We start from the raw sequence: 18,410 nt of genomic DNA, 5'->3' as shown, positions 1-18,410 counted from the left end.
AACGGACAGGATAATGACCAAACTTAACCCCTACTTTGGTGAATTCGGCGGTATGTATGTGCCGCAGATTCTGATGCCAGCATTGGTACAACTGGAAGAAGCTTTTATCAGCGCCCAGTTGGACCCTGAGTTTCAGGCACAATTTCATGATTTGTTAAAAAACTACGCCGGTCGCCCAACGGCTCTGACCCTGTGCCAGAATCTGACAGAAGGCACCAATACCAAGCTGTATCTGAAGCGCGAAGACCTGCTGCACGGTGGTGCGCATAAAACCAACCAGGTATTAGGGCAAGCCTTGCTCGCCAAACGCATGGGCAAAACTGAAATCATCGCCGAAACCGGTGCCGGTCAACACGGCGTAGCGTCGGCGCTGGCTTGCGCCCTGTTGGGCCTGAAATGCCGCATTTATATGGGTGCCAAAGATATTGAACGTCAGTCACCGAACGTCTTCCGTATGCGCCTGATGGGGGCGGAAGTGATCCCAGTACACAGCGGCTCCTCTACTCTAAAAGACGCCTGCAACGAAGCGTTGCGCGATTGGTCAGGCAGCTACGAAAAGGCTCACTATATGCTGGGCACCGCTGCAGGCCCGCACCCTTACCCGACTATCGTCCGTGAATTCCAGCGCATGATTGGCGAAGAAACCAAAGCGCAGATTCTGGCGCGCGAAGGTCGTCTGCCCGACGCCGTTCTCGCCTGCATCGGCGGCGGATCCAACGCCATCGGAATGTTTGCCGATTTTATCGATGAAGAAAATGTTGGGCTGATCGGCGTGGAACCCGCCGGTCACGGTATCGAAAGTGGTCAGCACGGCGCTCCGTTAAAACATGGTCGCGTTGGCATCTACTTCGGTATGAAATCACCGATGATGCAGACTTCCGAAGGTCAGATCGAAGAGTCCTACTCTCTTTCCGCCGGTCTGGACTTCCCTTCCGTCGGGCCACAGCACGCATATCTCAACAGCATTGGTCGCGCGGAATACGTTTCCGTCACTGACGATGAAGCGCTGGAAGCTTTTAAGGCGCTCTCTCGTAAAGAAGGCATTATTCCAGCGTTGGAATCCTCCCACGCATTGGCCTATGCCCTGAAAATGATTAAAGCAGCGCCAGAGAAAGAACAGATTCTGGTAGTGAATCTCTCTGGCCGCGGTGATAAAGACATTTTCACCGTTCACGATATTTTGAAAGCACGGGGAGAAATTTGATGGAACGCTATCAGCAACTTTTCAAACAACTGGATGCACGTAAAGAAGGCGCATTCGTTCCCTTTGTGCAGCTGGGCGATCCATCGCCAACCCAATCATTGGCGATCATTGATACATTGATTGCTGCCGGTGCCGATGCTCTCGAATTAGGTATTCCTTTTTCCGATCCTTTGGCTGATGGCCCAACGATTCAAAATGCTGCCCTGCGAGCCTTTGCCGCCGGAGTCACCCCGACCCAGTGTTTTGAAATGCTGGCGGAAATTCGCAAAAAACACCCGAATATTCCTATCGGCCTACTGATGTATGCCAATTTGGTCTTCACCAAAGGCATCGATAATTTCTATCAGCGCTGTGCTGAAGTCGGCGTGGATTCAGTATTAATCGCCGATGTTCCTTTTGAAGAATCAGCGCCTTTCCGCGCCGCCGCTCTGCGCCACGGTATCGCGCCGATCTTTATCTGCCCGCCTAACGCCAGTGATGACCTGCTGCGGGAGATTTCTTCCCACGGTCGCGGCTACACTTACTTACTATCCCGCGCAGGCGTCACCGGCACAGAAAACCGGGCGCAGCAACCGCTCAATCATTTGCTGGATAAACTGCATGAATACCACGCGGCTCCGGCACTGCAAGGGTTCGGAATTTCCGATCCTGAACAGGTAAAAGCCTCGCTGGATGCCGGTGCCGCTGGTGCTATTTCCGGTTCGGCCATTGTGAAAATTATCGAAAACAATCTGGCGCAACCTGCAGAAATGCTGGCGCAGCTATCTCGATTTGTCAGTAAAATGAAGGCCGCCACTCGCCGTTAATACTGCATGCCCGGTCCGTCAGATCGGGCATTATTTATGTTTAATGAGTCTCTTTTCACACCAAATTGCCTGCACTAATTTGCTCAATCACTATTCATAATCAATACTTAACTGCACACGCGAACGATCAATTGCCCAACGCCGAATCACTTCGGCGGTACTGATGGTATTGAGCGTGTCGTTATTCTTGGCTCAACATTATTTTCTTCTCAACACAATTACCGCTTTAACACGATTAAGGTTTCAGCTATTAACGCTGTAGCGAACGTTCTTTTAACATTGGCAGGACATGGAGAGTAACTTATGAAGCTATTTAAAACCCTTTCAGCCTTATGTATTGCCGCCGTGATGGCGTTAGCCGTATCCGCCTGTGCTCCGACGGCTAAAACCGAAGGCACCGGGGGTTATGTAGATGACACCGTGATTACCACGAAAGTAAAAACCGCGTTATTGGGTGAGAAGAACCTAAAATCGACTCAAATTAGCGTTGAAACCTTTAAAGGCAGGGTACAGTTGAGCGGCTTTGTCAGCTCCAGCCAGGAAGCCGATCGCGCCGTACAGATTACCCGCACCGTACCCGGTGTCAAATCTGTAGCAAACGATATGAGAATTCGATAATTAATATGCGTCTTAGTCAGTCATCATCATTATAAGAAAAAGGAGGCGCTCAGTGCGCCTCCTCTGTTTTGTGCCATATGGCTCAGCTGAATTAGAAGCGGTAACCCGCGCCGAACATGAATACCCAAGGGTCCAGACGGGTATTGATCGTGTGCTCTTCCCCCGCCGCTTTGAATTTCACGTCAGTTTCAATATTCATCCACCAAACGGACATGTTCAGCATCCAGTTTTCGCTGACCATATAATCCAGACCCGCCTGCCCAGCGATACCCCAGGAATCTTTCACGCTCAAATCCGTCAGACCCGCTTCGCTACCGGTATTATTGAATTTTTGATCAAAGAAAGTGGTGTAGTTCAGACCCACGCCTAAATAAGGACGCAGTTTGTCCTGTTTGTCGCCAAAGTAATATTGCGCCATCAAGGTTGGCGGCAATTGTTTGACTTCAGCGATATTGCCCATCGCGCCCAAACCAATTTTATGGCGGAAAGGCGTCGCAGCCAGTAATTCCACCCCGATGTTGTCCGTAACCAGATAACTGAAAGTCAGGCCCAGTTGGGTATTGTTGTCAGCGCTGAAAGAACCTTGCCCCAATACGTCATCTGAACCGGCATTTGGCCGTACCGTTGCCGTACCCGCGCGGAAAATGTAATCACCTTCCTGATGAGCAGATGCCAGAGACGGAGCCAGAGTTGCCGCAGCCAGTAATAACAAACATACCTTTTTCATTATCCATTCCATTTGTATGGTTTATCGTGAGGCAGAATATACCTATAAATGCGTGGTTGTGATCCAATCCGGATCACAACTTTTAACGTCGTTTTAAAAAATAACATTTTACGTAAGGTTATTTAATTCCTTAAAAACGTTGGAATTGATCTGAATCAAGAAAGGGGTAAATGGTTCATTTGTTGCCGTCTGTTAAATAACCATTGATTCCTCAGGGTGAGGTGGGTAATGCTGTCAGACGTTGTGAGTTGTGTGAATTCGTGATCGGTTGGCTGTCCTATATTCTTTATTTATACAGGAGCGAATGAGTTCAAGATGAGCGCTGTTATCAACCCTTGTATTAGCTGTGGCGCATGCTGCGCCTATTTTCGTGTTTCTTTCTATTGGTCTGAAGCGGCCAGCGGTCAAGGTTCAGTGCCCAATGACCTGACTGAGCAAGTCACCCCTTTTATTAGCTGCATGAGCGGTACTAACTGCAAATCGCCGCGCTGCGTCGCCCTAGAGGGTGACATCGGCCAACGGGTCACCTGTAGCATTTATCCGGATCGCCCCACTCCCTGCCATGAATTTTCCTATTCTGGTGAAAATAACCAACGCAATGAATCCTGCGATCGGGCCAGAGCCTATTACGGCTTACCACCGTTACCCGTTGAAGAATTTGAGCAATTGGCCGTCGAGGAAATAGGCAGCCTGTTGATCACAGGATCACAGAACGCGCATAACAGGGTATAATCCTTCCCTGAAAGTTATTTTTATCGATTATCCCAAGGAGCCTTCATGCCTATCACGGCGAACACTCTGTACCGTGACAGTTTTAATTTCTTTCGCAATCAGCTCGCCGCCATTCTGTTATTGGCGTTATTGACTGCGTTTATTACCGTCATGCTGAATCAGGCGTTTATTCCTGATGCAGACCAATTGTTGATTTTGAATGCTGGTGATACGGATATCGCTTCTTCAAGCACCATGGGAATTCGCGAAATGGTGTCGCAAATGACGCCAGAACAGCAAATGGTGCTGCTCAAAGTCTCTGCGGTGGCAACCTTCTCCGCACTGATCGGTAATCTGCTGCTGGTTGGTGGAATGCTGACGCTGATTTCTGCCGTCTCACAGGGTGGTCGAATCAGCGCATTGCAGGCTGTGGGGCTCTCCTTGCCGATCCTGCCGCGTCTGCTGCTATTGCTGTTTATCTGTACCCTACTGATTCAATTGGGTCTGGCGCTGTTTATTGTGCCGGGCGTGGTGATTGCGGTCGCGGTATGTCTGGCTCCAGTGATGGTCGCCAACGAAAAAATCGGCGTATTTGCGGCAATGAAAGCCAGTGCCAAATTGGCCTTTGCTAACGTGCGCTTGGTGATTCCGGCGTTAATGTTGTGGCTAGCAGCCAAGCTGATTTTGCTGTATCTGGCCGGTCACCTTGCCGCGCTGCCACCGGCTATTGCCACCGTGGTACTGAGCACCCTGAGCAACTTGGTCTCGGCACTGCTGCTGGTTTATCTGTTCCGCTTATATATGTTGTTGCGTAAAGCATAACGTCATCATAGAGAAACCGAAAAGGGCCGCTCAGGCCCTTTTTTATTGCCAATGTTCTGGCAAACGAACGAGAAAACCGCAAGTCGAGGTGGGAGAAACACGGCAGTCAGTCATAGGCCGCCTCGCTTCACGCCCAGCAATTTATTCAAGACGATCCTTCCAGTTGCTCCGCTTCGGTTCGTTCCTCAACCCGTTGTTTACTTTGAATCAGCTTGAGTGCCAGATACAAATCCGGTACCAAAATCAGATCGTTATCCTGACTTCTTAAGCGATTCAAGCGGAACCAACGCGTTAACTCAGTGCGACGCCCGGCCAATACCAGTTTGACATTGCGCTGTTTTAAGTCTCGCTTTAGCTCATCAATAGCCGCCAACACGCTGATATCGGCGTAGGTGAAACTGGCAACCGCGTCTATCACCACCCAATCGGCCTGATGTGGCGTTGAGTCTACTAAGTTAAGGATGCGGCGCTTAAAGTAAGCTACGTTGAAATAGGTTAACGGCGAGTTGAAACGATAAATCATCACTCCCGGCACTGCTTTAATGCCATTATTGTTACCCATAGAGTGAATCATACCTTCTGAGTTCACCCCCAACATCTGCTCCGTCGGGCGGAAAACCGTACGTAAAAACTGCAGTAACCCCAGTAAGACCGCTAACCCAATCCCGCCGATAACCCCCACCAGCACTACGCTGCCAAAGGTAAAAATCGCCAAACTGAAAGCCTGCGTATTTCTTTTCCGCAGTTGCCAGATGCCTTTGAAACTCAGTAATGACCACGCGGCGTAGATCAACACCACGCCCAAGGCAGCTACAGGGATAAACTGCAACGGCGCGGTGAGGAAAAATAGCACCAACGCAATGGCTAGCGCGGCAATTATCGACACCAATTGGCTCTTGCCGTGGTTGGCATCGTTAACCGCGGTACGAGTGCTGGCTCCGCTGATGGCAAAGCCCTGCGATAGCGCCGAAACGATGTTAGTCACGCCTAAAGCGCGCAGTTCAACGTCTGCATCGACCTCGTAACCGTTTTTGGTAGCAAAACTGCGCGCCGTCAGCATCATACTAACGAAGCTGACTACCGCGAGGTTAAGCGCCGGGATCACCATATCTCGCAGCAAGCCCGGCTTGAATTCCGGCCAACTGACTATCGGCAAGCCGCCATTAAAACCACCCACCGCTTCCACGCCAAACTGCTGTAAGCCACCGGCCCAGGTCACAAAAGTCGCGATTACGATAGCCAGCAGCGGTGCCGGCCAGTTGGGACGCGCCCATTTCACGCCGAATAGAATGGCAAAAGTCAGGATAGAAATCGCCAGCGTCGGTAAATGGCTGTTAAGAATATTGTGCGGCAGCGCCAGCACCCGTTCTATTAGCTGCGGCGGCCGGGTCATAAAACCAAACACTTTGCCCAACTGATCGACAATAATGGTAATTGCCACGCCATTTAACAAACCGGTCAGAATCGGTCGCGACAGCAAATCCGCCAGCGCGCCCAGCTTGAACCGGCTGGCCACCAGACACCAGCTCCCCATCATCAACGTCATCATGATAGTTAACTGCCAATGAACCTCTTTGTTTCCTGCTGCCAACGGCGCTACCACCGCCGCGATTACTGCACAGGTTGCCGCATCCGGGCCGACAATTAACTGTCTGGAAGAACCGAAAAAAGCATAGGCAATCATCGGCAAAATACAGGAATATAGCCCCACCGCCGCGCTCACGCCGGTTAGCTCGGCATAAGCAATGGCAATAGGCAACGCCACCGCAGCCACCGATAGACCCGCGCGAATATCCGGTTTTAACCATTCACGCTGGTAGGCCATTAGCAGGGTTAATCCCGGCATCCAATAACGGAGCGATTTCCTCAGCATTTATTCTTCTCTACCTCTAAATCAATAGTCTCAGTCCATCATGCTGAGTTCTACGACAACTGGCAACTGCCAGATAGGTTAATCGTAAGTTTCTGCAAATAACGCTGGCAGCCCGCGCATTCCGGCTGATAATTAGGGATAATAACGATTTGCCCACTGTACCCTCACACCGCTGAATCCGGTATAGTCACCTGATGTACAGAAAATGGATTGATTAATGAAGCAACTTTTAGATTTCCTACCGCTGGTCGTCTTCTTTATATTTTATAAGATGTACGACATTTTCGTCGCCTCAGGCGCACTCATCGTCGCAACATTGTTAGCTTTGGCTATAAGTTGGGTGATGTACCGTAAGGTCGAGAAAATGACCTTGATCACCGCCGCCATGGTTGTGGTATTTGGTTCACTGACTCTGGCCTTCCATAGCGACCAGTTTATTAAGTGGAAAGTCACGGTAATTTACGTTCTGTTCGCCGGCGCTTTACTGATCAGCCAGTTAGTCCTGAAGAAACCCTTGATTCAGCGCATGCTGGGCAAAGAGTTAACCCTGCCGGATAGCGTATGGTCGCGACTGAATCTGGCCTGGGCGATGTTTTTCCTGCTCTGCGGTCTGGCGAATATCTATGTCGCTTTCTGGTTGCCACAGGATATCTGGGTAAACTTCAAAGTATTCGGTTTAACCGCATTAACCCTAGTTTTTACCCTGATAAGCGGCGTGTATATTTATCGCCATATGCCAGCAGAACAAAAAAAATCCTAAAATTGATTTGATGCTCGCCCGCCGTTCTGGGCGAGCCATTATTGTATGAATTTACTTTTTATAAGAAGACAGAGATGACTCAGCAACTTTTACCCAACGGGGAATTGGTACTTCGTACCTTGGCAATGCCAGCCGACACCAACGCGAACGGCGATATTTTTGGCGGCTGGCTGATGTCACAAATGGATATTGGTGGAGCTATTCAGGCGAAAGAAATTGCTCACGGTCGAGTAGTGACGGTACGAGTGGACGGCATGACTTTCCTCAAACCAGTGGCCGTCGGCGATGTAGTTTGCTGCTACGCCCGTTGCATTAAAACTGGCCGCAGCTCCATCGTGGTGAATGTCGAAGTGTGGGTCAAGAAAGTCTCATCAGAACCTATTGGTCAGCGTTATCGCGCTACCGAGGCGGTATTTACCTACGTGGCCGTCGATGATGAAGGCAAATCTCGCCCACTGCCTGCAGGAAAGATTAATTTTGAAGTGGGTTCCGGGCAGTAATCATTTTCCACTGCTTTTTAACTTCAGTTTCTACAGTGTGAAAGGGTCGCTGAAGCGACCCTTTTTAATGTGACATAGATGCTGACTTAGATACCGCACAACCTTATGACAGGCCGAACCTATGGGAAATAACCCCATCAGTTCATTTCCATATCACCGCCAATCTTGAACACAATGGTGGTGACATAATTTTTTGCCGCTACAGCCTCAAAGCGCCATTTCCTCATCACCTGTTTAACTTCTCGTTCAAAAGTATTACGCGGTGTGGCTTCTAATATACGCACGTTGGTCACGCGACCATTTTCATCAATGTCATATTGCACTTTAACCGAACCTTCCACGCCTAACGCCAGTGCGCGCGCCGGATAAGTCGGTTTAGCCTTACTCAGCGCTTTAGGGCCGGCTGTGTTAGAAGTGCCTGGCACCGAGGCTGGCGGTGCAGACTTCACCGGTGCCGCTTGGGTCACCGCGGTCGGCTCATCGGATTTAAACAGAGATTCCGTTGGCGGTTGCTCGATTTTCTTCACGTCCGGTTTTTTCACTTCTTTCTTCACCGGTTTCGGCTTGGGTTTCGGCTTAACCACTTCCTTTTTCACTGGCTCAGGTTTAGGCAAAGGCACCGGCTCTGGCAAAACTTCAGGTTCTGGCTGGGTTTCCTCAACTACTGGCTCCGGCTGACTTTCAGGTTCGGCTGCCGCTGGCTGCGGAGCAGCAAAAGTGGCGACATTGACCATCGTCACTGCAATCGGTGCATCTTCAATTTCAGGTTGTTTATTTATTTCCTCGACGGAGACATAAAGCAATGCAGCAATAACGCTGCCGTGCAACCCGAGAGAAAATGCTACTGGCCATGTAAGCCGACGAACCGAGAAAAGTTTTTTTAGCTGCATAGTGATTCAATATCCTCTGATGCCGCCAAGTTTAAATGCAAATAGCAATCATATTCAATAAGCAATGGCAAACAATTGCTTCAATCGGCACTAAATGATGTTTTTACCTGCGATCTCAGAGTGATAAAACTTTCTGTTGACAGTTAATTATCATTTTATTTCAGCACTGATAACCTGCCATTATCGAGCGAGTGAAAACAAATAACCGAAACGCCGTTCGCGGGTTGAATTTATTCACTGAACATGGTCAGATGAATATTCTGATTACTACTCTTTTATCGGTCTGATTTTTAAGGTGAAACGATGCTTTATTTAATTTTCTCAACCGATGTACCCGATTCTCTGACACAGCGTTTGTCCGTACGCCCCGCCCACTTAGCGCGCTTGCAAACCCTACGGGATCAGGGACGTTTATTAACCGCAGGTCCTAATCCGGCTATCGACAGTAATGACCCAGGTGCCGCGGGTTTCAGCGGTTCAACGGTTATTGCAGAATTTGAAAGTCTGGCAGAAGCTCAGGCTTGGGCAGAACGCGATCCCTATGTGGCGGCCGGTGTTTATCAATCGGTGATCGTGAAACCTTTTAAACAAGTATTTTGATGAGTATTTGAATTTACCGGCGGATCAAATCGACATATTAAATGTGTGGCCTATTGGCTGACGCTGATTTAAAAGTCATTTCTTTCGCCCATATAATATATGTGGGAAATTAACTTTTTCAGTCTTACTCTCCGTTAATTCATTATATCAATTTAATTAACTGTATTTTTTCTTACTGAAATAAAGTAATCAATATAAACCCTGATTAAATATCATTCATATCTTGCTGATTAACTGTGCGATGAATAGAGCAGTGCAGCCCGTGTATGCAAGTCATGGCGTATACTAATCTGGGTCTCATCGATAACCGCTGTTCTGATGAGACCCTCAATAAAACTATTTCTTCACAATCAGGGCTTGTTGAATGGCATCGGCCAGTGGCGCTAGCCACTCGACAGCGTGCTTCATATCGTCATTTACTCGCGAATAAGCCGCTCCTTCGCTGGCCCCAACCGACTGTTTAATAATTTCTAAGGCTGCCTGTACCGCCAATAGTCGCTGTTTTTGCTGATCGCTTGGGATATTCCCAGAACCAAAGTAATTATCTAACATTCGAGCCTCCTTTGTTACACCGCCACAGTTGGTCAGGATCTCGCGAACACGGCCTGCATAACTTTCCCCCTAATTCTGTCGGGCAGAATTAGCCAGCCATTCACGTTTTAGTTGCGCATAAATAAGTTCATCGCCCCACACGCCGTTAAAACAGTCGTTTTGTATCAGATGCGCTTCTTTGCGCATACCCAAACGCTCGACCACATTTATCGAGCCGATATTCAATGCATCCAGCCGGGCAAAAATACGGTGACATCCATGTTGGGTAAAGCCGATATTCAACATGGCCTGAACCGCCTCAGTGGCAAAGCCCTGCCCGCCAAACTTTGGATTAAATATATAGCCGACCTCTGCCTGAGCGGCCGATTTATTAGACAGCTTAAACAATACTTCGCCAATATGCTCACCGGTATCCACGCGCTCAACGGCCAACGTCAAGGTATCTCCTTCTTCCTGAAAACGGCATTCAGCGGCCCGCAGTAAATTTGCCCGAAGAGTGGCATCATCCGCCGGCGCGCAATAGAGATAACGATAAACAGACGCCAGTGAGTGATAGGCCTGATAAGAAGGGAAATCATCTGGAGTAAAGCGTCGTAGCAGAAGTCTTAAGGTTTTAATCGGTAATTGCATTGATATCCTTGGATGTTGTTTCCACTCTATCTGGCGTTATTGGCAGCTGCCCACAGTGTCTGCCAATAACCGTATTTGTGTGAAAACAAAATGTCAGCGATTATTTAAGGTTCGCGTAGGTTTTTTCCCAATGCTCCTCGCAGGCATCGACGGCCTGTTCAAGATCATGAGGCGCAGCCTTCAAAATGCGATGATCTTTCCGTACCCACAAACTATAACTGTGTTTCCCCTGAGTCAAAGTCTGTTCAGCATAAATGGTGGTTTGGAACACAGTTTCAGCCCGATCGCTGTAAATCTCATACTTGTAAAGCGCGTCACTCTTTTGCAAATTCCCAAAGAAAACCGTTTTAGCCAAAATATATCGAGACATAAAAAATACACTCTCTGCTGAAATGGAAGAGCCAGTCTCCACCGATTTGATAATGACATCTGTGATGATCACGGCATAACCGCAGTAACGGCTTTGAAATAACTCAATTTTTAAAGTTGCGTTGAGGATTTATCCGAATCGGGCTCCAGATCAATAGTCCTATCTACACCAATTTTAATTATTATCGTTTCACGCATAAAAACGAGATTTCGCTCAATCGCGCGAATACCGACTCTGTTTTTTTTAAATTAATACCTAGTTTTAAACTGGATTTATCTGCAGAACCCCGTACACGGTTTGGATATAAGACTATAAGCGGTTGATTCATCTTTCATCGCCCCTAAAAAGAACAGATGAAAACATATAACAACAAGTGGGATAACGTTATTTTAGGCTGCGCATTGAAGATGATTACCCGCAGATTTGGCCAAAAGTTAATTGTCTGATTTATTGTCCATCGCACGAGAAAAGCGTTGTAATATTTATTTTTAGGTTGTTATGGATATTGACATTTGATTAAGCAATCAGATTCATCTCGCACACCTAAATAGTCATTTCTGAAATATTTCAGATAGTGTCCATTGATATACAACCGAAATTGAACTCGTCATTATTGAATGTCAAATCTATAAAAAACAGCATGATACGATGAATAATGCGAACATTAATAAAGAAAGGAAACTTGAATAAATGGCTAAATATTACGCCGAAAGGTCGGTCGCTTTATGCTATCGCTCAGTAACACCCCTGAAACTGACCTCTAGTCACAAAGCGACCATGTATATATATTAACGCGACTTTACTCAGAAGTGAAATCCGTTCAAGAAATATCTGAAGAATATTTTTATGTCCACTTCATCTGGTTAGATTCCGCGCAGAAAAATGAAGTAAAAATACTCATGGCCTATTTGTAGGATATATTGAAGCAAGATAAAAACAGCCCCACAAAGGGACCGTTTTTATTATTCTCATCATTTACTGCCACTCGTAAGCCACACTAAACAACAACGCCCGACGATGCTGATTTACATGAATCTGGCGCACGCTATATATATGGCGATAACGACGAGATTGCCCTTCCAGCCAGCGATTACGCCGACGTTGATTTTGCCGAAGCATCCGCCAACGGCCAACTTCATTTTTACTACGTCTCATGAAACTATTCTTCCAAAGCTGAGAACCGGCTCATTATAGACCTTTCGGCTCAGCCGCCAAGTACTTGTCCGCAGGTAATAAGAATTCGTAGTTATCTTATTCCATCGCAGGTTTATTCACGCTTGACGAGAAACCCGCTAAGATTATAAGAGCATGAATGGACGCAAGTCCTTTTAACTGAAAGAATTTATAGTTGAATATATCGAGTTAATGGTTTCCCCTTTTCATTACTGTGCGTACACTCAGTGATGAACGTTTGCGAACAGGACTTCTCGCTTTTATGACAACATTTTATACCGTAATCAGTTGGCTCTCCATCTTCGGCTACTGGCTGCTTATTGCCGGGGTAACGCTACGTATCCTGATGAAGCGACGCGCAGTCCCTTCCGCCATGGCCTGGTTGCTGATCATCTATATTCTGCCGTTGGTCGGAATTATTGCCTACCTGTCGTTCGGGGAGCTGCATCTTGGTAAACGACGAGCCGAACGTGCCAAGGCCATGTGGCCTTCCACCGCTCATTGGCTAAGTGAATTAAAAGAATGCCAGCATATCTTTGCCACCGAAAACAGCGAAGTAGCTGCACCGCTATTCCAACTGTGCGAACGTCGTCAGGGCATCAGCGGCGTTAAAGGCAACCAACTTCAGTTGTTGACCACCACCGATGACACACTGAAAGCGCTGATCCGCGATATCGATCTGGCTCAACATAATATTGAAATGGTTTTCTATATCTGGCAACCCGGTGGACTGGTGGACCAAGTAGCGGAATCCTTAATGGCCGCCGCTCGTCGGGGCGTGCATTGCCGCGTTATGCTAGATTCTGCCGGAAGCGTGACCTTCTTCCGCAGCCCTTATCCCGCCATGATGCGCAACGCCGGCATTGAAGTGGTTGAAGCACTGAAAGTGAATTTGTTCCGCGTATTCTTGCGCCGAATGGATTTACGTCAACACCGTAAAGTGGTGCTGATTGATAACTTTATCGCTTATACCGGCAGTATGAATATGGTTGATCCGCGTTTCTTTAAACAGGATGCAGGCGTGGGTCAATGGATCGATATGATGGCGCGAATGGAAGGCCCGGTAGCAACAACCATGGGTATAGTTTATGCCTGTGATTGGGAAATCGAAACCGGAAAACGTATTTTACCCCCGCCGCCCGATACCAATATCATGCCGTTTGAACAAGAGTCCGGCCATACTATTCAGGTTATTGCTTCCGGCCCTGGATTCCCGGAAGAAATGATTCATCAAGCGCTACTGACCGCGGTTTACGCCGCCCGTGAGCAATTGGTGATGACCACCCCCTACTTCGTGCCTAGCGACGATTTGCTCCACGCTATTTGCACCGCTGCGCAGCGCGGCGTAGACGTCAGTATTATCGTTCCAAAAGACAACGATTCCATGATGGTCCGCTGGGCCAGTCGCGCATTCTTCGCCGAATTGCTGGAGGCTGGCGTTAAAATTCATCAGTTTGAAGGCGGCTTGCTGCACAGCAAGAGCGTCTTGGTCGATGGTCAGCTAAGCCTGGTCGGTACGGTCAATCTGGATATGCGCAGCCTGTGGCTAAACTTTGAGATCACGCTGGTGATTGATGATGCCGGTTTCGGTAATGATTTGTCTCAGGTTCAGGACGATTACATCGCTCGCTCAGTGCTGCTGGACGGTGAAGTTTGGGCCAAACGGCCGCTCTGGCATCGAGTGATGGAGCGTCTGTTCTATTTCTTCAGTCCATTCCTATAATAATGTTGCTTAGTAATGATTATTGTATTGTAGAAATTCTTAGTTATTGGCAATAAGCGCTATAAAGTGTGTAAAAGGTGCAAAGAGAATGTTTTAATGTGGGCAATATTGCGATGACTAATGGGAACCTGCACATGGACCAGACGATTATGGACCTCAACAACCGCCTGAGCGAAGACGAAACGCTGGAACAGGCTTACGATATTTTTCTTGAGCTGGCAGGCGACAATCTGGATCCGGCAGATATTCTGCTCTTCAATTTGCAGTTTGAGGAACGCGGTGCGGCGGAGCTTTTCGATCCCGCGGAAGACTGGAATGAGCACGTCGATTTTGATCTGAATCCCGATTTCTTCGCGGAAGTGGTCATCGGTCTGGCCGAGAGCGAAGGCGAACCGGTTAATGACGTCTTTGCCCGCGTTCTGTTATGCCGAGAAAAAGACCATAAACTCTGCCATATTTTGTGGAAAGAGTAAGTCAGGCACGCATTCAGTCTCAGACTAATGGGGTACCTTGCCGATAGAAAAGCCCTGTCAGTAATTGAACTGACAGGGCTTTTTGTTTGCCTCAATGAAGCTCAGCAGGAATGCTTACAACGGATCAACTTTCAGACAGGAAACCGCATGACGGAAGCTGCCTTCCAGCAGCGGTCGGGTTTTAGCACACTCCGGCCCGGCAATCGGACAGCGGGTACGGAACACGCAGCCGGACGGCGGGTTGATCGGCGAAGGGAGTTCCCCTTCCAACAGTTGGATCACCTTGTCACGCTCTTTATCAGGATCGGGAATAGGTACTGCCGACATTAGCGCTTTAGTATATGGATGCTGCGGATTATGGTACACCTCATCGTAGGTACCCAGTTCGACCGCATGGCCGAGATACATCACCAATACGCGATCGGAAATGTGTTTTACCACCGCCAAATCGTGAGCAATAAAGATCAACGACAGCCCCATCTCACGCTGTAACTGCTGCAACAGATTAACCACCTGCGCCTGAATCGATACGTCCAGAGCCGATACCGGTTCGTCACAAATAACCAGTTTCGGCTCCAAAATCAGCGCTCTGGCAATACCGATGCGTTGACACTGACCGCCAGAGAACTCATGCGGATAACGGTTGATCAGGTTGGGTAACAGGCCCACTTTTAACATCATGGCCTTTACTTTATCCCGCACTTCCTGACGTGGCATTTTAGGGTAATAGGTGCGCAAAGGTTCGGCAATAATTTCACCGATAGTCATTCGCGGATTCAATGACGCTAACGGGTCCTGGAAAATCATCTGAATATCGCTGCGCGTAGTACGCCACTCGGCGTCGCTCATATTCAGCAAATCTTTCCCTAACCAAGCAACGCTGCCGCCGGTCGCTTTAACCAAACCGATAATGGCGCGAGCAAAAGTCGATTTACCACAGCCGGATTCGCCCACCACACCCAGGGTTTCCCCTTCGTATAAACGGAGCGTCACGCCGTCCACCGCTTTCAAGGTTTTCGACGGTTGCCAGAACCACTGTTTGCCATCCTGAATGTCGAAATGCACTTTCAGATCGGCGACTTCGAGCAAAACGCGCTTATCTGTCACTGTATTCATACCAATTCCCCCACTGGCTTAAAGCAAGCGCGTAAACGTCCTTCACCAAAATGCTCCAATGCCGGTGCGGTTGAGCAACGGTCCATGGCGTACTGGCAGCGAGGCTGAAACGGGCAGCCCTTCGGTAAACGCAGCAGGTTCGGCGGATTGCCGGGGATGGTCATCAACGATTCGCCTTCAGCGTCCAAACGCGGAACCGCATTTAGCAAACCAATAGAATATGGGTGGCTTGGATGATAAAACACGTCGCGGGCTTTGCCGTATTCCATGGTTCGGCCAGCATACATCACCAATACTTTATTGCAGATACCCGCCACCACCCCCAAATCATGGGTAATCATAATAATCGCGGTATTGAATTCGTTTTTCAGCTCATTCAACAGCGTCATAATCTGCGCCTGTACGGTAACGTCCAGCGCAGTAGTCGGCTCATCGGCAATCAATAACTTAGGACGACACAACAACGCCATAGCAATCATGACTCGCTGACGCATCCCGCCAGAAAACTCATGGGGATACATCCGCATCCGCTTACGAGCTTCCGGCATTTTTACTGCATCCAGCATCCGAATGGATTCTTCAAAGGCTTCGCTTTTGCTCATCTTTTTATGCAATTGCAGCACTTCCATCAGCTGTTCGCCGACGCGCATATAAGGATTCAGCGATGTCATTGGATCCTGGAAAATCATCGAGATTTCCTCTGCCCGCAGCCGGTTCAGCTGTTTTTCCGGCAGATTCAGAATTTCCCGGCCGTTGAATTTGGCAGAACCACCAATACGCCCATTGCTGGCCAGCAGGCCCATCAGAGCAAATGCGGTCTGAGATTTACCTGAACCAGACTCCCCGACGATGCCCAAGGTTTCGCCGGCACGTAGGTCGAAGTTCAGATCGTTCACCGCCGTCACATCGCCATCCGGCGTAGAGAAAGTCACACTGAGGTCTTTCACATCCAACAAGACAGACTGTGGATTGGCAGACTGATTATTCGTAATCGACATGGCAATATTCCTCAGCGATCTTTCGGGTCGAGGGCATCACGCAAGCCATCGCCGATAAAGTTGAAACAAAATAGCGTAATCACCAGGAAACCCGCCGGGAACATCAGTAACCAAGGGGAAACTTCCATCGAGTTGGCGCCATCACTCAATAATGCGCCCCAGCTACTTAACGGTTCCTGAGTTCCCAATCCGAGGAAGCTCAGGAAGGATTCGAACAGAATCATGCTCGGAACCAATAAAGAAGCGTAAACCACCACCACGCCCAATACGTTAGGGACAATATGCCGCACCACAATATTGCGGGTTGATACGCCGCCCACCAGCGCCGCTTCGATGAATTCTTTGCGCTTTAGGCTTAGAGTCTGTCCGCGCACGATACGCGCCATATCCAGCCAGGAAACCATACCGATCGCCACAAAGATCAGCAGAATGTTCTGTCCGAAGAAGGTCACCAATAGAATCACGAAGAACATAAACGGGAAGGAGTTCAAAATTTCCAGCAAACGCATCATCAGGGAGTCGATTTTTCCACCCAGATAACCGGAGAGTGAACCGTACAACGTACCAACCACCACCGCGACCAGTGCCGCGGCAACGCCTACCATCAGCGAGATTCGTCCACCGATGGCAACACGAACCAGTAAATCACGGCCAGAGGAATCGGTGCCAAAATAGTGCCCGGATTCAAAGCTTGGCGCCGCCGACATCATGGCCCAATCGGTATCGTCATAGGCAAATGGCGACAGCATCGGAGCCAGAATCACAAACAAAGTAATTAACATCAGGACCACCAAACTGGTGATCGCCGCGCGGTTATGTACAAAACGGCGACGGGCATCCTGCCAAAGGCTACGCCCTTCCACTTCCAGTTTTTCACTGAAAGCTTCCAGCGTTTCGCTATTTCTTTTGCTCAACATAATAGGCCAGCTCCAGTGTTAGTAACGGATTTTGGGATCGATAACGGCATACAGCACGTCAACGATCGCATTAAATAAAATGGTTAACGCGCCCACCAGTATCGTCAAACTCAATACCAGAGAATAATCGCGGTTTAACGCTCCGTTTACGAACAGCTGACCAATCCCCGGTAACCCGAAAATGGTTTCAATTACCATAGAACCGGTAATAATGCCCACGAACGCTGGCCCCATATAAGACAAAACGGGCAACAGCGCCGGTTTTAATGCGTGGCGGAATACAATAGTACGCAGCGGCAAACCTTTGGCTCGCGCGGTGCGAATAAAGTTGGAATGCAACACTTCAATCATCGAACCGCGGGTAATACGCGCGATACTGGCTATATAAGCCAGAGAAAGCGCCACCATCGGTAGAATCATAAATTTCAGTGCGCCCCCGTTCCAGCCTCCACCCGGTAACCATTTAAGCATGATGGCAAAAATCAGCACCAACAGCGGTGACACCACAAAACTGGGGATAACTACCCCGGTCATGGCAAAGCCCATTACCGTATAATCCCATTTGGTATTCTGATTCAACGCCGCAATAACGCCGGCACTCACCCCCAACACCACGGCCAAAATAAAGGCCGCAAGACCGAGCTTGGCGGAAACCGGGAAAGACGCGGCCACCAAATCATTAACGGTATAATCTTTATATTTGAATGAAGGCCCCAAATCCCCTTGCGCCAATTGGCCAAGGTAATTGAAATACTGCTTATAAATAGGATCGTTGAGGTGATATTTCGCCTCAATATTGGCCATGACTTCTGGCGGAAGATTACGCTCACCGGTAAATGGACTTCCCGGCGCAAGACGCATCATAAAGAATGAAATGGTAATCAGTATAAATAACGTCGGAATCGCTTCCAAACAGCGGCGTAAAATAAACTTTAACATTGCCCGTA

21 protein-coding genes are annotated in these 18,410 nt (G+C 48.6%); 10 read left to right on the top strand and 11 right to left on the bottom strand.

All coding sequences use genetic code 11. The features are described 5' to 3' along the window. The first annotated feature begins 10 nt into the window (after nt 1-10). From trpB to AD970_RS09425, 3 genes are all read left to right on the top strand, one after another. Entirely contained in the window at nt 11-1,204 is a 1,194-nt protein-coding gene (gene trpB, locus AD970_RS09435) for a tryptophan synthase subunit beta (RefSeq protein ID WP_209429071.1), read from the top strand. Further along, nucleotides 1,204-2,010, top strand: coding sequence for a tryptophan synthase subunit alpha (gene trpA / locus AD970_RS09430; RefSeq protein WP_049598232.1), 807 nt, complete (start codon nt 1,204-1,206; stop codon nt 2,008-2,010). The genes trpB and trpA overlap by 1 nt, the downstream gene beginning before the upstream one ends. Before the next feature lie 303 nt (nt 2,011-2,313). Next, entirely contained in the window at nt 2,314-2,628 is a 315-nt protein-coding gene (locus AD970_RS09425) for a BON domain-containing protein (RefSeq protein WP_049598231.1), read from the top strand. A 91-nt stretch (nt 2,629-2,719) separates the two neighbouring features. On the opposite strand, the gene ompW is transcribed toward AD970_RS09425, so the two are convergent. Next, complete coding sequence (ompW, locus tag AD970_RS09420) at nt 2,720-3,355, bottom strand: outer membrane protein OmpW (protein ID WP_157045497.1); 636 nt, start codon at nt 3,353-3,355, stop codon at nt 2,720-2,722. A 315-nt stretch (nt 3,356-3,670) separates the two neighbouring features. Here ompW and AD970_RS09415 point away from each other — a divergent pair, with 315 nt between their 5' ends. Further along, nucleotides 3,671-4,087, top strand: coding sequence for a YkgJ family cysteine cluster protein (locus tag AD970_RS09415; RefSeq protein WP_049598228.1), 417 nt, complete (start codon nt 3,671-3,673; stop codon nt 4,085-4,087). Between the two features lie 45 nt (nt 4,088-4,132). Then, a complete protein-coding gene (locus tag AD970_RS09410; RefSeq protein ID WP_049598225.1) occupies nt 4,133-4,888 on the top strand; it encodes a YciC family protein in 756 nt (251 codons plus the stop codon). A 145-nt stretch (nt 4,889-5,033) separates the two neighbouring features. Here AD970_RS09410 and AD970_RS09405 read toward each other — a convergent pair whose 3' ends face one another. After that, the gene (locus AD970_RS09405; protein ID WP_049598224.1) at nt 5,034-6,761 is read right to left on the bottom strand and encodes a SulP family inorganic anion transporter; all 1,728 of its coding nucleotides are present in this window, start codon (nt 6,759-6,761) and stop codon (nt 5,034-5,036) included. Between the two features lie 217 nt (nt 6,762-6,978). Between AD970_RS09405 and AD970_RS09400 the strand changes: the two genes are divergently transcribed. Both AD970_RS09400 and yciA read left to right on the top strand, forming a co-directional pair. Then, on the top strand, nt 6,979-7,521 hold the full coding sequence (locus tag AD970_RS09400; protein ID WP_049598223.1) for a septation protein A: 543 nt from the start codon (nt 6,979-6,981) through the stop codon (nt 7,519-7,521). A gap of 74 nt (nt 7,522-7,595) precedes the next feature. Beyond that, the gene (gene yciA, locus AD970_RS09395) at nt 7,596-8,021 is read left to right on the top strand and encodes an acyl-CoA thioester hydrolase YciA (protein ID WP_049598221.1); all 426 of its coding nucleotides are present in this window, start codon (nt 7,596-7,598) and stop codon (nt 8,019-8,021) included. A gap of 137 nt (nt 8,022-8,158) precedes the next feature. Here the strand turns inward: yciA and AD970_RS09390 are convergent, their stop codons facing one another. Then, entirely contained in the window at nt 8,159-8,911 is a 753-nt protein-coding gene (locus tag AD970_RS09390; RefSeq protein WP_049598219.1) for an energy transducer TonB, read from the bottom strand. A gap of 303 nt (nt 8,912-9,214) precedes the next feature. On the opposite strand from AD970_RS09390, the gene AD970_RS09385 reads away from it, so the two are divergent. Further along, nucleotides 9,215-9,511, top strand: coding sequence for a YciI family protein (locus tag AD970_RS09385; RefSeq protein ID WP_049598217.1), 297 nt, complete (start codon nt 9,215-9,217; stop codon nt 9,509-9,511). Nucleotides 9,512-9,847: 336 nt separating this feature from the next. On the opposite strand, the gene AD970_RS09380 is transcribed toward AD970_RS09385, so the two are convergent. The 4 genes from AD970_RS09380 to AD970_RS09365 all read right to left on the bottom strand — a co-directional run bounded on the left by AD970_RS09380 (nt 9,848) and on the right by AD970_RS09365 (nt 12,218). Beyond that, the gene (locus AD970_RS09380) at nt 9,848-10,063 is read right to left on the bottom strand and encodes a hypothetical protein (RefSeq protein WP_049598216.1); all 216 of its coding nucleotides are present in this window, start codon (nt 10,061-10,063) and stop codon (nt 9,848-9,850) included. A 69-nt stretch (nt 10,064-10,132) separates the two neighbouring features. Then, the gene (locus AD970_RS09375; protein ID WP_049598214.1) at nt 10,133-10,693 is read right to left on the bottom strand and encodes a GNAT family N-acetyltransferase; all 561 of its coding nucleotides are present in this window, start codon (nt 10,691-10,693) and stop codon (nt 10,133-10,135) included. Nucleotides 10,694-10,793: 100 nt separating this feature from the next. Continuing rightward, nucleotides 10,794-11,063, bottom strand: coding sequence for a hypothetical protein (locus AD970_RS09370; RefSeq protein ID WP_049598212.1), 270 nt, complete (start codon nt 11,061-11,063; stop codon nt 10,794-10,796). Between the two features lie 975 nt (nt 11,064-12,038). Continuing rightward, the gene (locus tag AD970_RS09365) at nt 12,039-12,218 is read right to left on the bottom strand and encodes a YciY family protein (protein ID WP_038242532.1); all 180 of its coding nucleotides are present in this window, start codon (nt 12,216-12,218) and stop codon (nt 12,039-12,041) included. A gap of 280 nt (nt 12,219-12,498) precedes the next feature. On the opposite strand from AD970_RS09365, the gene cls reads away from it, so the two are divergent. Together cls and AD970_RS09355 are read left to right on the top strand one after the other, a co-directional pair. Further along, nucleotides 12,499-13,959: a cardiolipin synthase gene (cls, locus tag AD970_RS09360; RefSeq protein ID WP_049598211.1), complete on the top strand. Its 1,461-nt coding sequence runs from the start codon at nt 12,499-12,501 to the stop codon at nt 13,957-13,959. A gap of 149 nt (nt 13,960-14,108) precedes the next feature. Then, nucleotides 14,109-14,432, top strand: coding sequence for an HI1450 family dsDNA-mimic protein (locus AD970_RS09355; RefSeq protein WP_049598398.1), 324 nt, complete (start codon nt 14,109-14,111; stop codon nt 14,430-14,432). Between the two features lie 114 nt (nt 14,433-14,546). Here AD970_RS09355 and oppF read toward each other — a convergent pair whose 3' ends face one another. The 4 genes from oppF to oppB are packed head-to-tail and all read right to left on the bottom strand — an operon-like array spanning nt 14,547 to nt 18,402. After that, nucleotides 14,547-15,548, bottom strand: coding sequence for a murein tripeptide/oligopeptide ABC transporter ATP binding protein OppF (gene oppF / locus AD970_RS09350; RefSeq protein ID WP_049598210.1), 1,002 nt, complete (start codon nt 15,546-15,548; stop codon nt 14,547-14,549). Then, complete coding sequence (gene oppD, locus AD970_RS09345) at nt 15,545-16,546, bottom strand: ABC transporter ATP-binding protein (protein WP_049598209.1); 1,002 nt, start codon at nt 16,544-16,546, stop codon at nt 15,545-15,547. Before oppD ends, oppF begins: the two co-directional genes overlap by 4 nt. An 11-nt stretch (nt 16,547-16,557) precedes the next feature. After that, the gene (gene oppC, locus AD970_RS09340) at nt 16,558-17,466 is read right to left on the bottom strand and encodes an oligopeptide ABC transporter permease OppC (RefSeq protein WP_049598206.1); all 909 of its coding nucleotides are present in this window, start codon (nt 17,464-17,466) and stop codon (nt 16,558-16,560) included. A 15-nt stretch (nt 17,467-17,481) separates the two neighbouring features. After that, nucleotides 17,482-18,402 carry an oligopeptide ABC transporter permease OppB gene (oppB, locus tag AD970_RS09335; RefSeq protein ID WP_049598205.1) on the bottom strand — a complete coding sequence of 307 codons (921 nt, stop codon included), beginning with the start codon at nt 18,400-18,402 and terminating at the stop codon, nt 17,482-17,484. Between the last annotated feature and the right edge of the window lie 8 nt (nt 18,403-18,410).

This window comes from Yersinia nurmii (genome assembly GCF_001112925.1).
GTDB lineage: Bacteria > Pseudomonadota > Gammaproteobacteria > Enterobacterales > Enterobacteriaceae > Yersinia > Yersinia nurmii.
Note: the sequence above shows the minus strand (reverse complement) of the source record. Positions and strands in the feature narration are given on the sequence as shown.

What these genes read in the sequence shown, in the direction of transcription:
- AD970_RS09355 (WP_049598398.1), top strand. Translation starts at nt 14,109, where the DNA reads ATGGACCTCAACAACCGCCTGAGCGAAGACGAAACGCTGGAACAGGCT.
- AD970_RS09415 (WP_049598228.1), top strand. Translation starts at nt 3,671, where the DNA reads ATGAGCGCTGTTATCAACCCTTGTATTAGCTGTGGCGCATGCTGCGCC.
- cls (WP_049598211.1), top strand. Translation starts at nt 12,499, where the DNA reads ATGACAACATTTTATACCGTAATCAGTTGGCTCTCCATCTTCGGCTAC.
- AD970_RS09410 (WP_049598225.1), top strand. Translation starts at nt 4,133, where the DNA reads ATGCCTATCACGGCGAACACTCTGTACCGTGACAGTTTTAATTTCTTT.
- AD970_RS09400 (WP_049598223.1), top strand. Translation starts at nt 6,979, where the DNA reads ATGAAGCAACTTTTAGATTTCCTACCGCTGGTCGTCTTCTTTATATTT.
- AD970_RS09380 (WP_049598216.1), bottom strand. Translation starts at nt 10,063, where the DNA reads ATGTTAGATAATTACTTTGGTTCTGGGAATATCCCAAGCGATCAGCAA.
- AD970_RS09375 (WP_049598214.1), bottom strand. Translation starts at nt 10,693, where the DNA reads ATGCAATTACCGATTAAAACCTTAAGACTTCTGCTACGACGCTTTACT.
- AD970_RS09425 (WP_049598231.1), top strand. Translation starts at nt 2,314, where the DNA reads ATGAAGCTATTTAAAACCCTTTCAGCCTTATGTATTGCCGCCGTGATG.
- AD970_RS09385 (WP_049598217.1), top strand. Translation starts at nt 9,215, where the DNA reads ATGCTTTATTTAATTTTCTCAACCGATGTACCCGATTCTCTGACACAG.
- AD970_RS09390 (WP_049598219.1), bottom strand. Translation starts at nt 8,911, where the DNA reads ATGCAGCTAAAAAAACTTTTCTCGGTTCGTCGGCTTACATGGCCAGTA.
- yciA (WP_049598221.1), top strand. Translation starts at nt 7,596, where the DNA reads ATGACTCAGCAACTTTTACCCAACGGGGAATTGGTACTTCGTACCTTG.
- trpA (WP_049598232.1), top strand. Translation starts at nt 1,204, where the DNA reads ATGGAACGCTATCAGCAACTTTTCAAACAACTGGATGCACGTAAAGAA.
- oppD (WP_049598209.1), bottom strand. Translation starts at nt 16,546, where the DNA reads ATGTCGATTACGAATAATCAGTCTGCCAATCCACAGTCTGTCTTGTTG.
- AD970_RS09370 (WP_049598212.1), bottom strand. Translation starts at nt 11,063, where the DNA reads ATGTCTCGATATATTTTGGCTAAAACGGTTTTCTTTGGGAATTTGCAA.
- oppB (WP_049598205.1), bottom strand. Translation starts at nt 18,402, where the DNA reads ATGTTAAAGTTTATTTTACGCCGCTGTTTGGAAGCGATTCCGACGTTA.
- ompW (WP_157045497.1), bottom strand. Translation starts at nt 3,355, where the DNA reads ATGAAAAAGGTATGTTTGTTATTACTGGCTGCGGCAACTCTGGCTCCG.
- oppF (WP_049598210.1), bottom strand. Translation starts at nt 15,548, where the DNA reads ATGAATACAGTGACAGATAAGCGCGTTTTGCTCGAAGTCGCCGATCTG.
- AD970_RS09405 (WP_049598224.1), bottom strand. Translation starts at nt 6,761, where the DNA reads ATGCTGAGGAAATCGCTCCGTTATTGGATGCCGGGATTAACCCTGCTA.
- AD970_RS09365 (WP_038242532.1), bottom strand. Translation starts at nt 12,218, where the DNA reads ATGAGACGTAGTAAAAATGAAGTTGGCCGTTGGCGGATGCTTCGGCAA.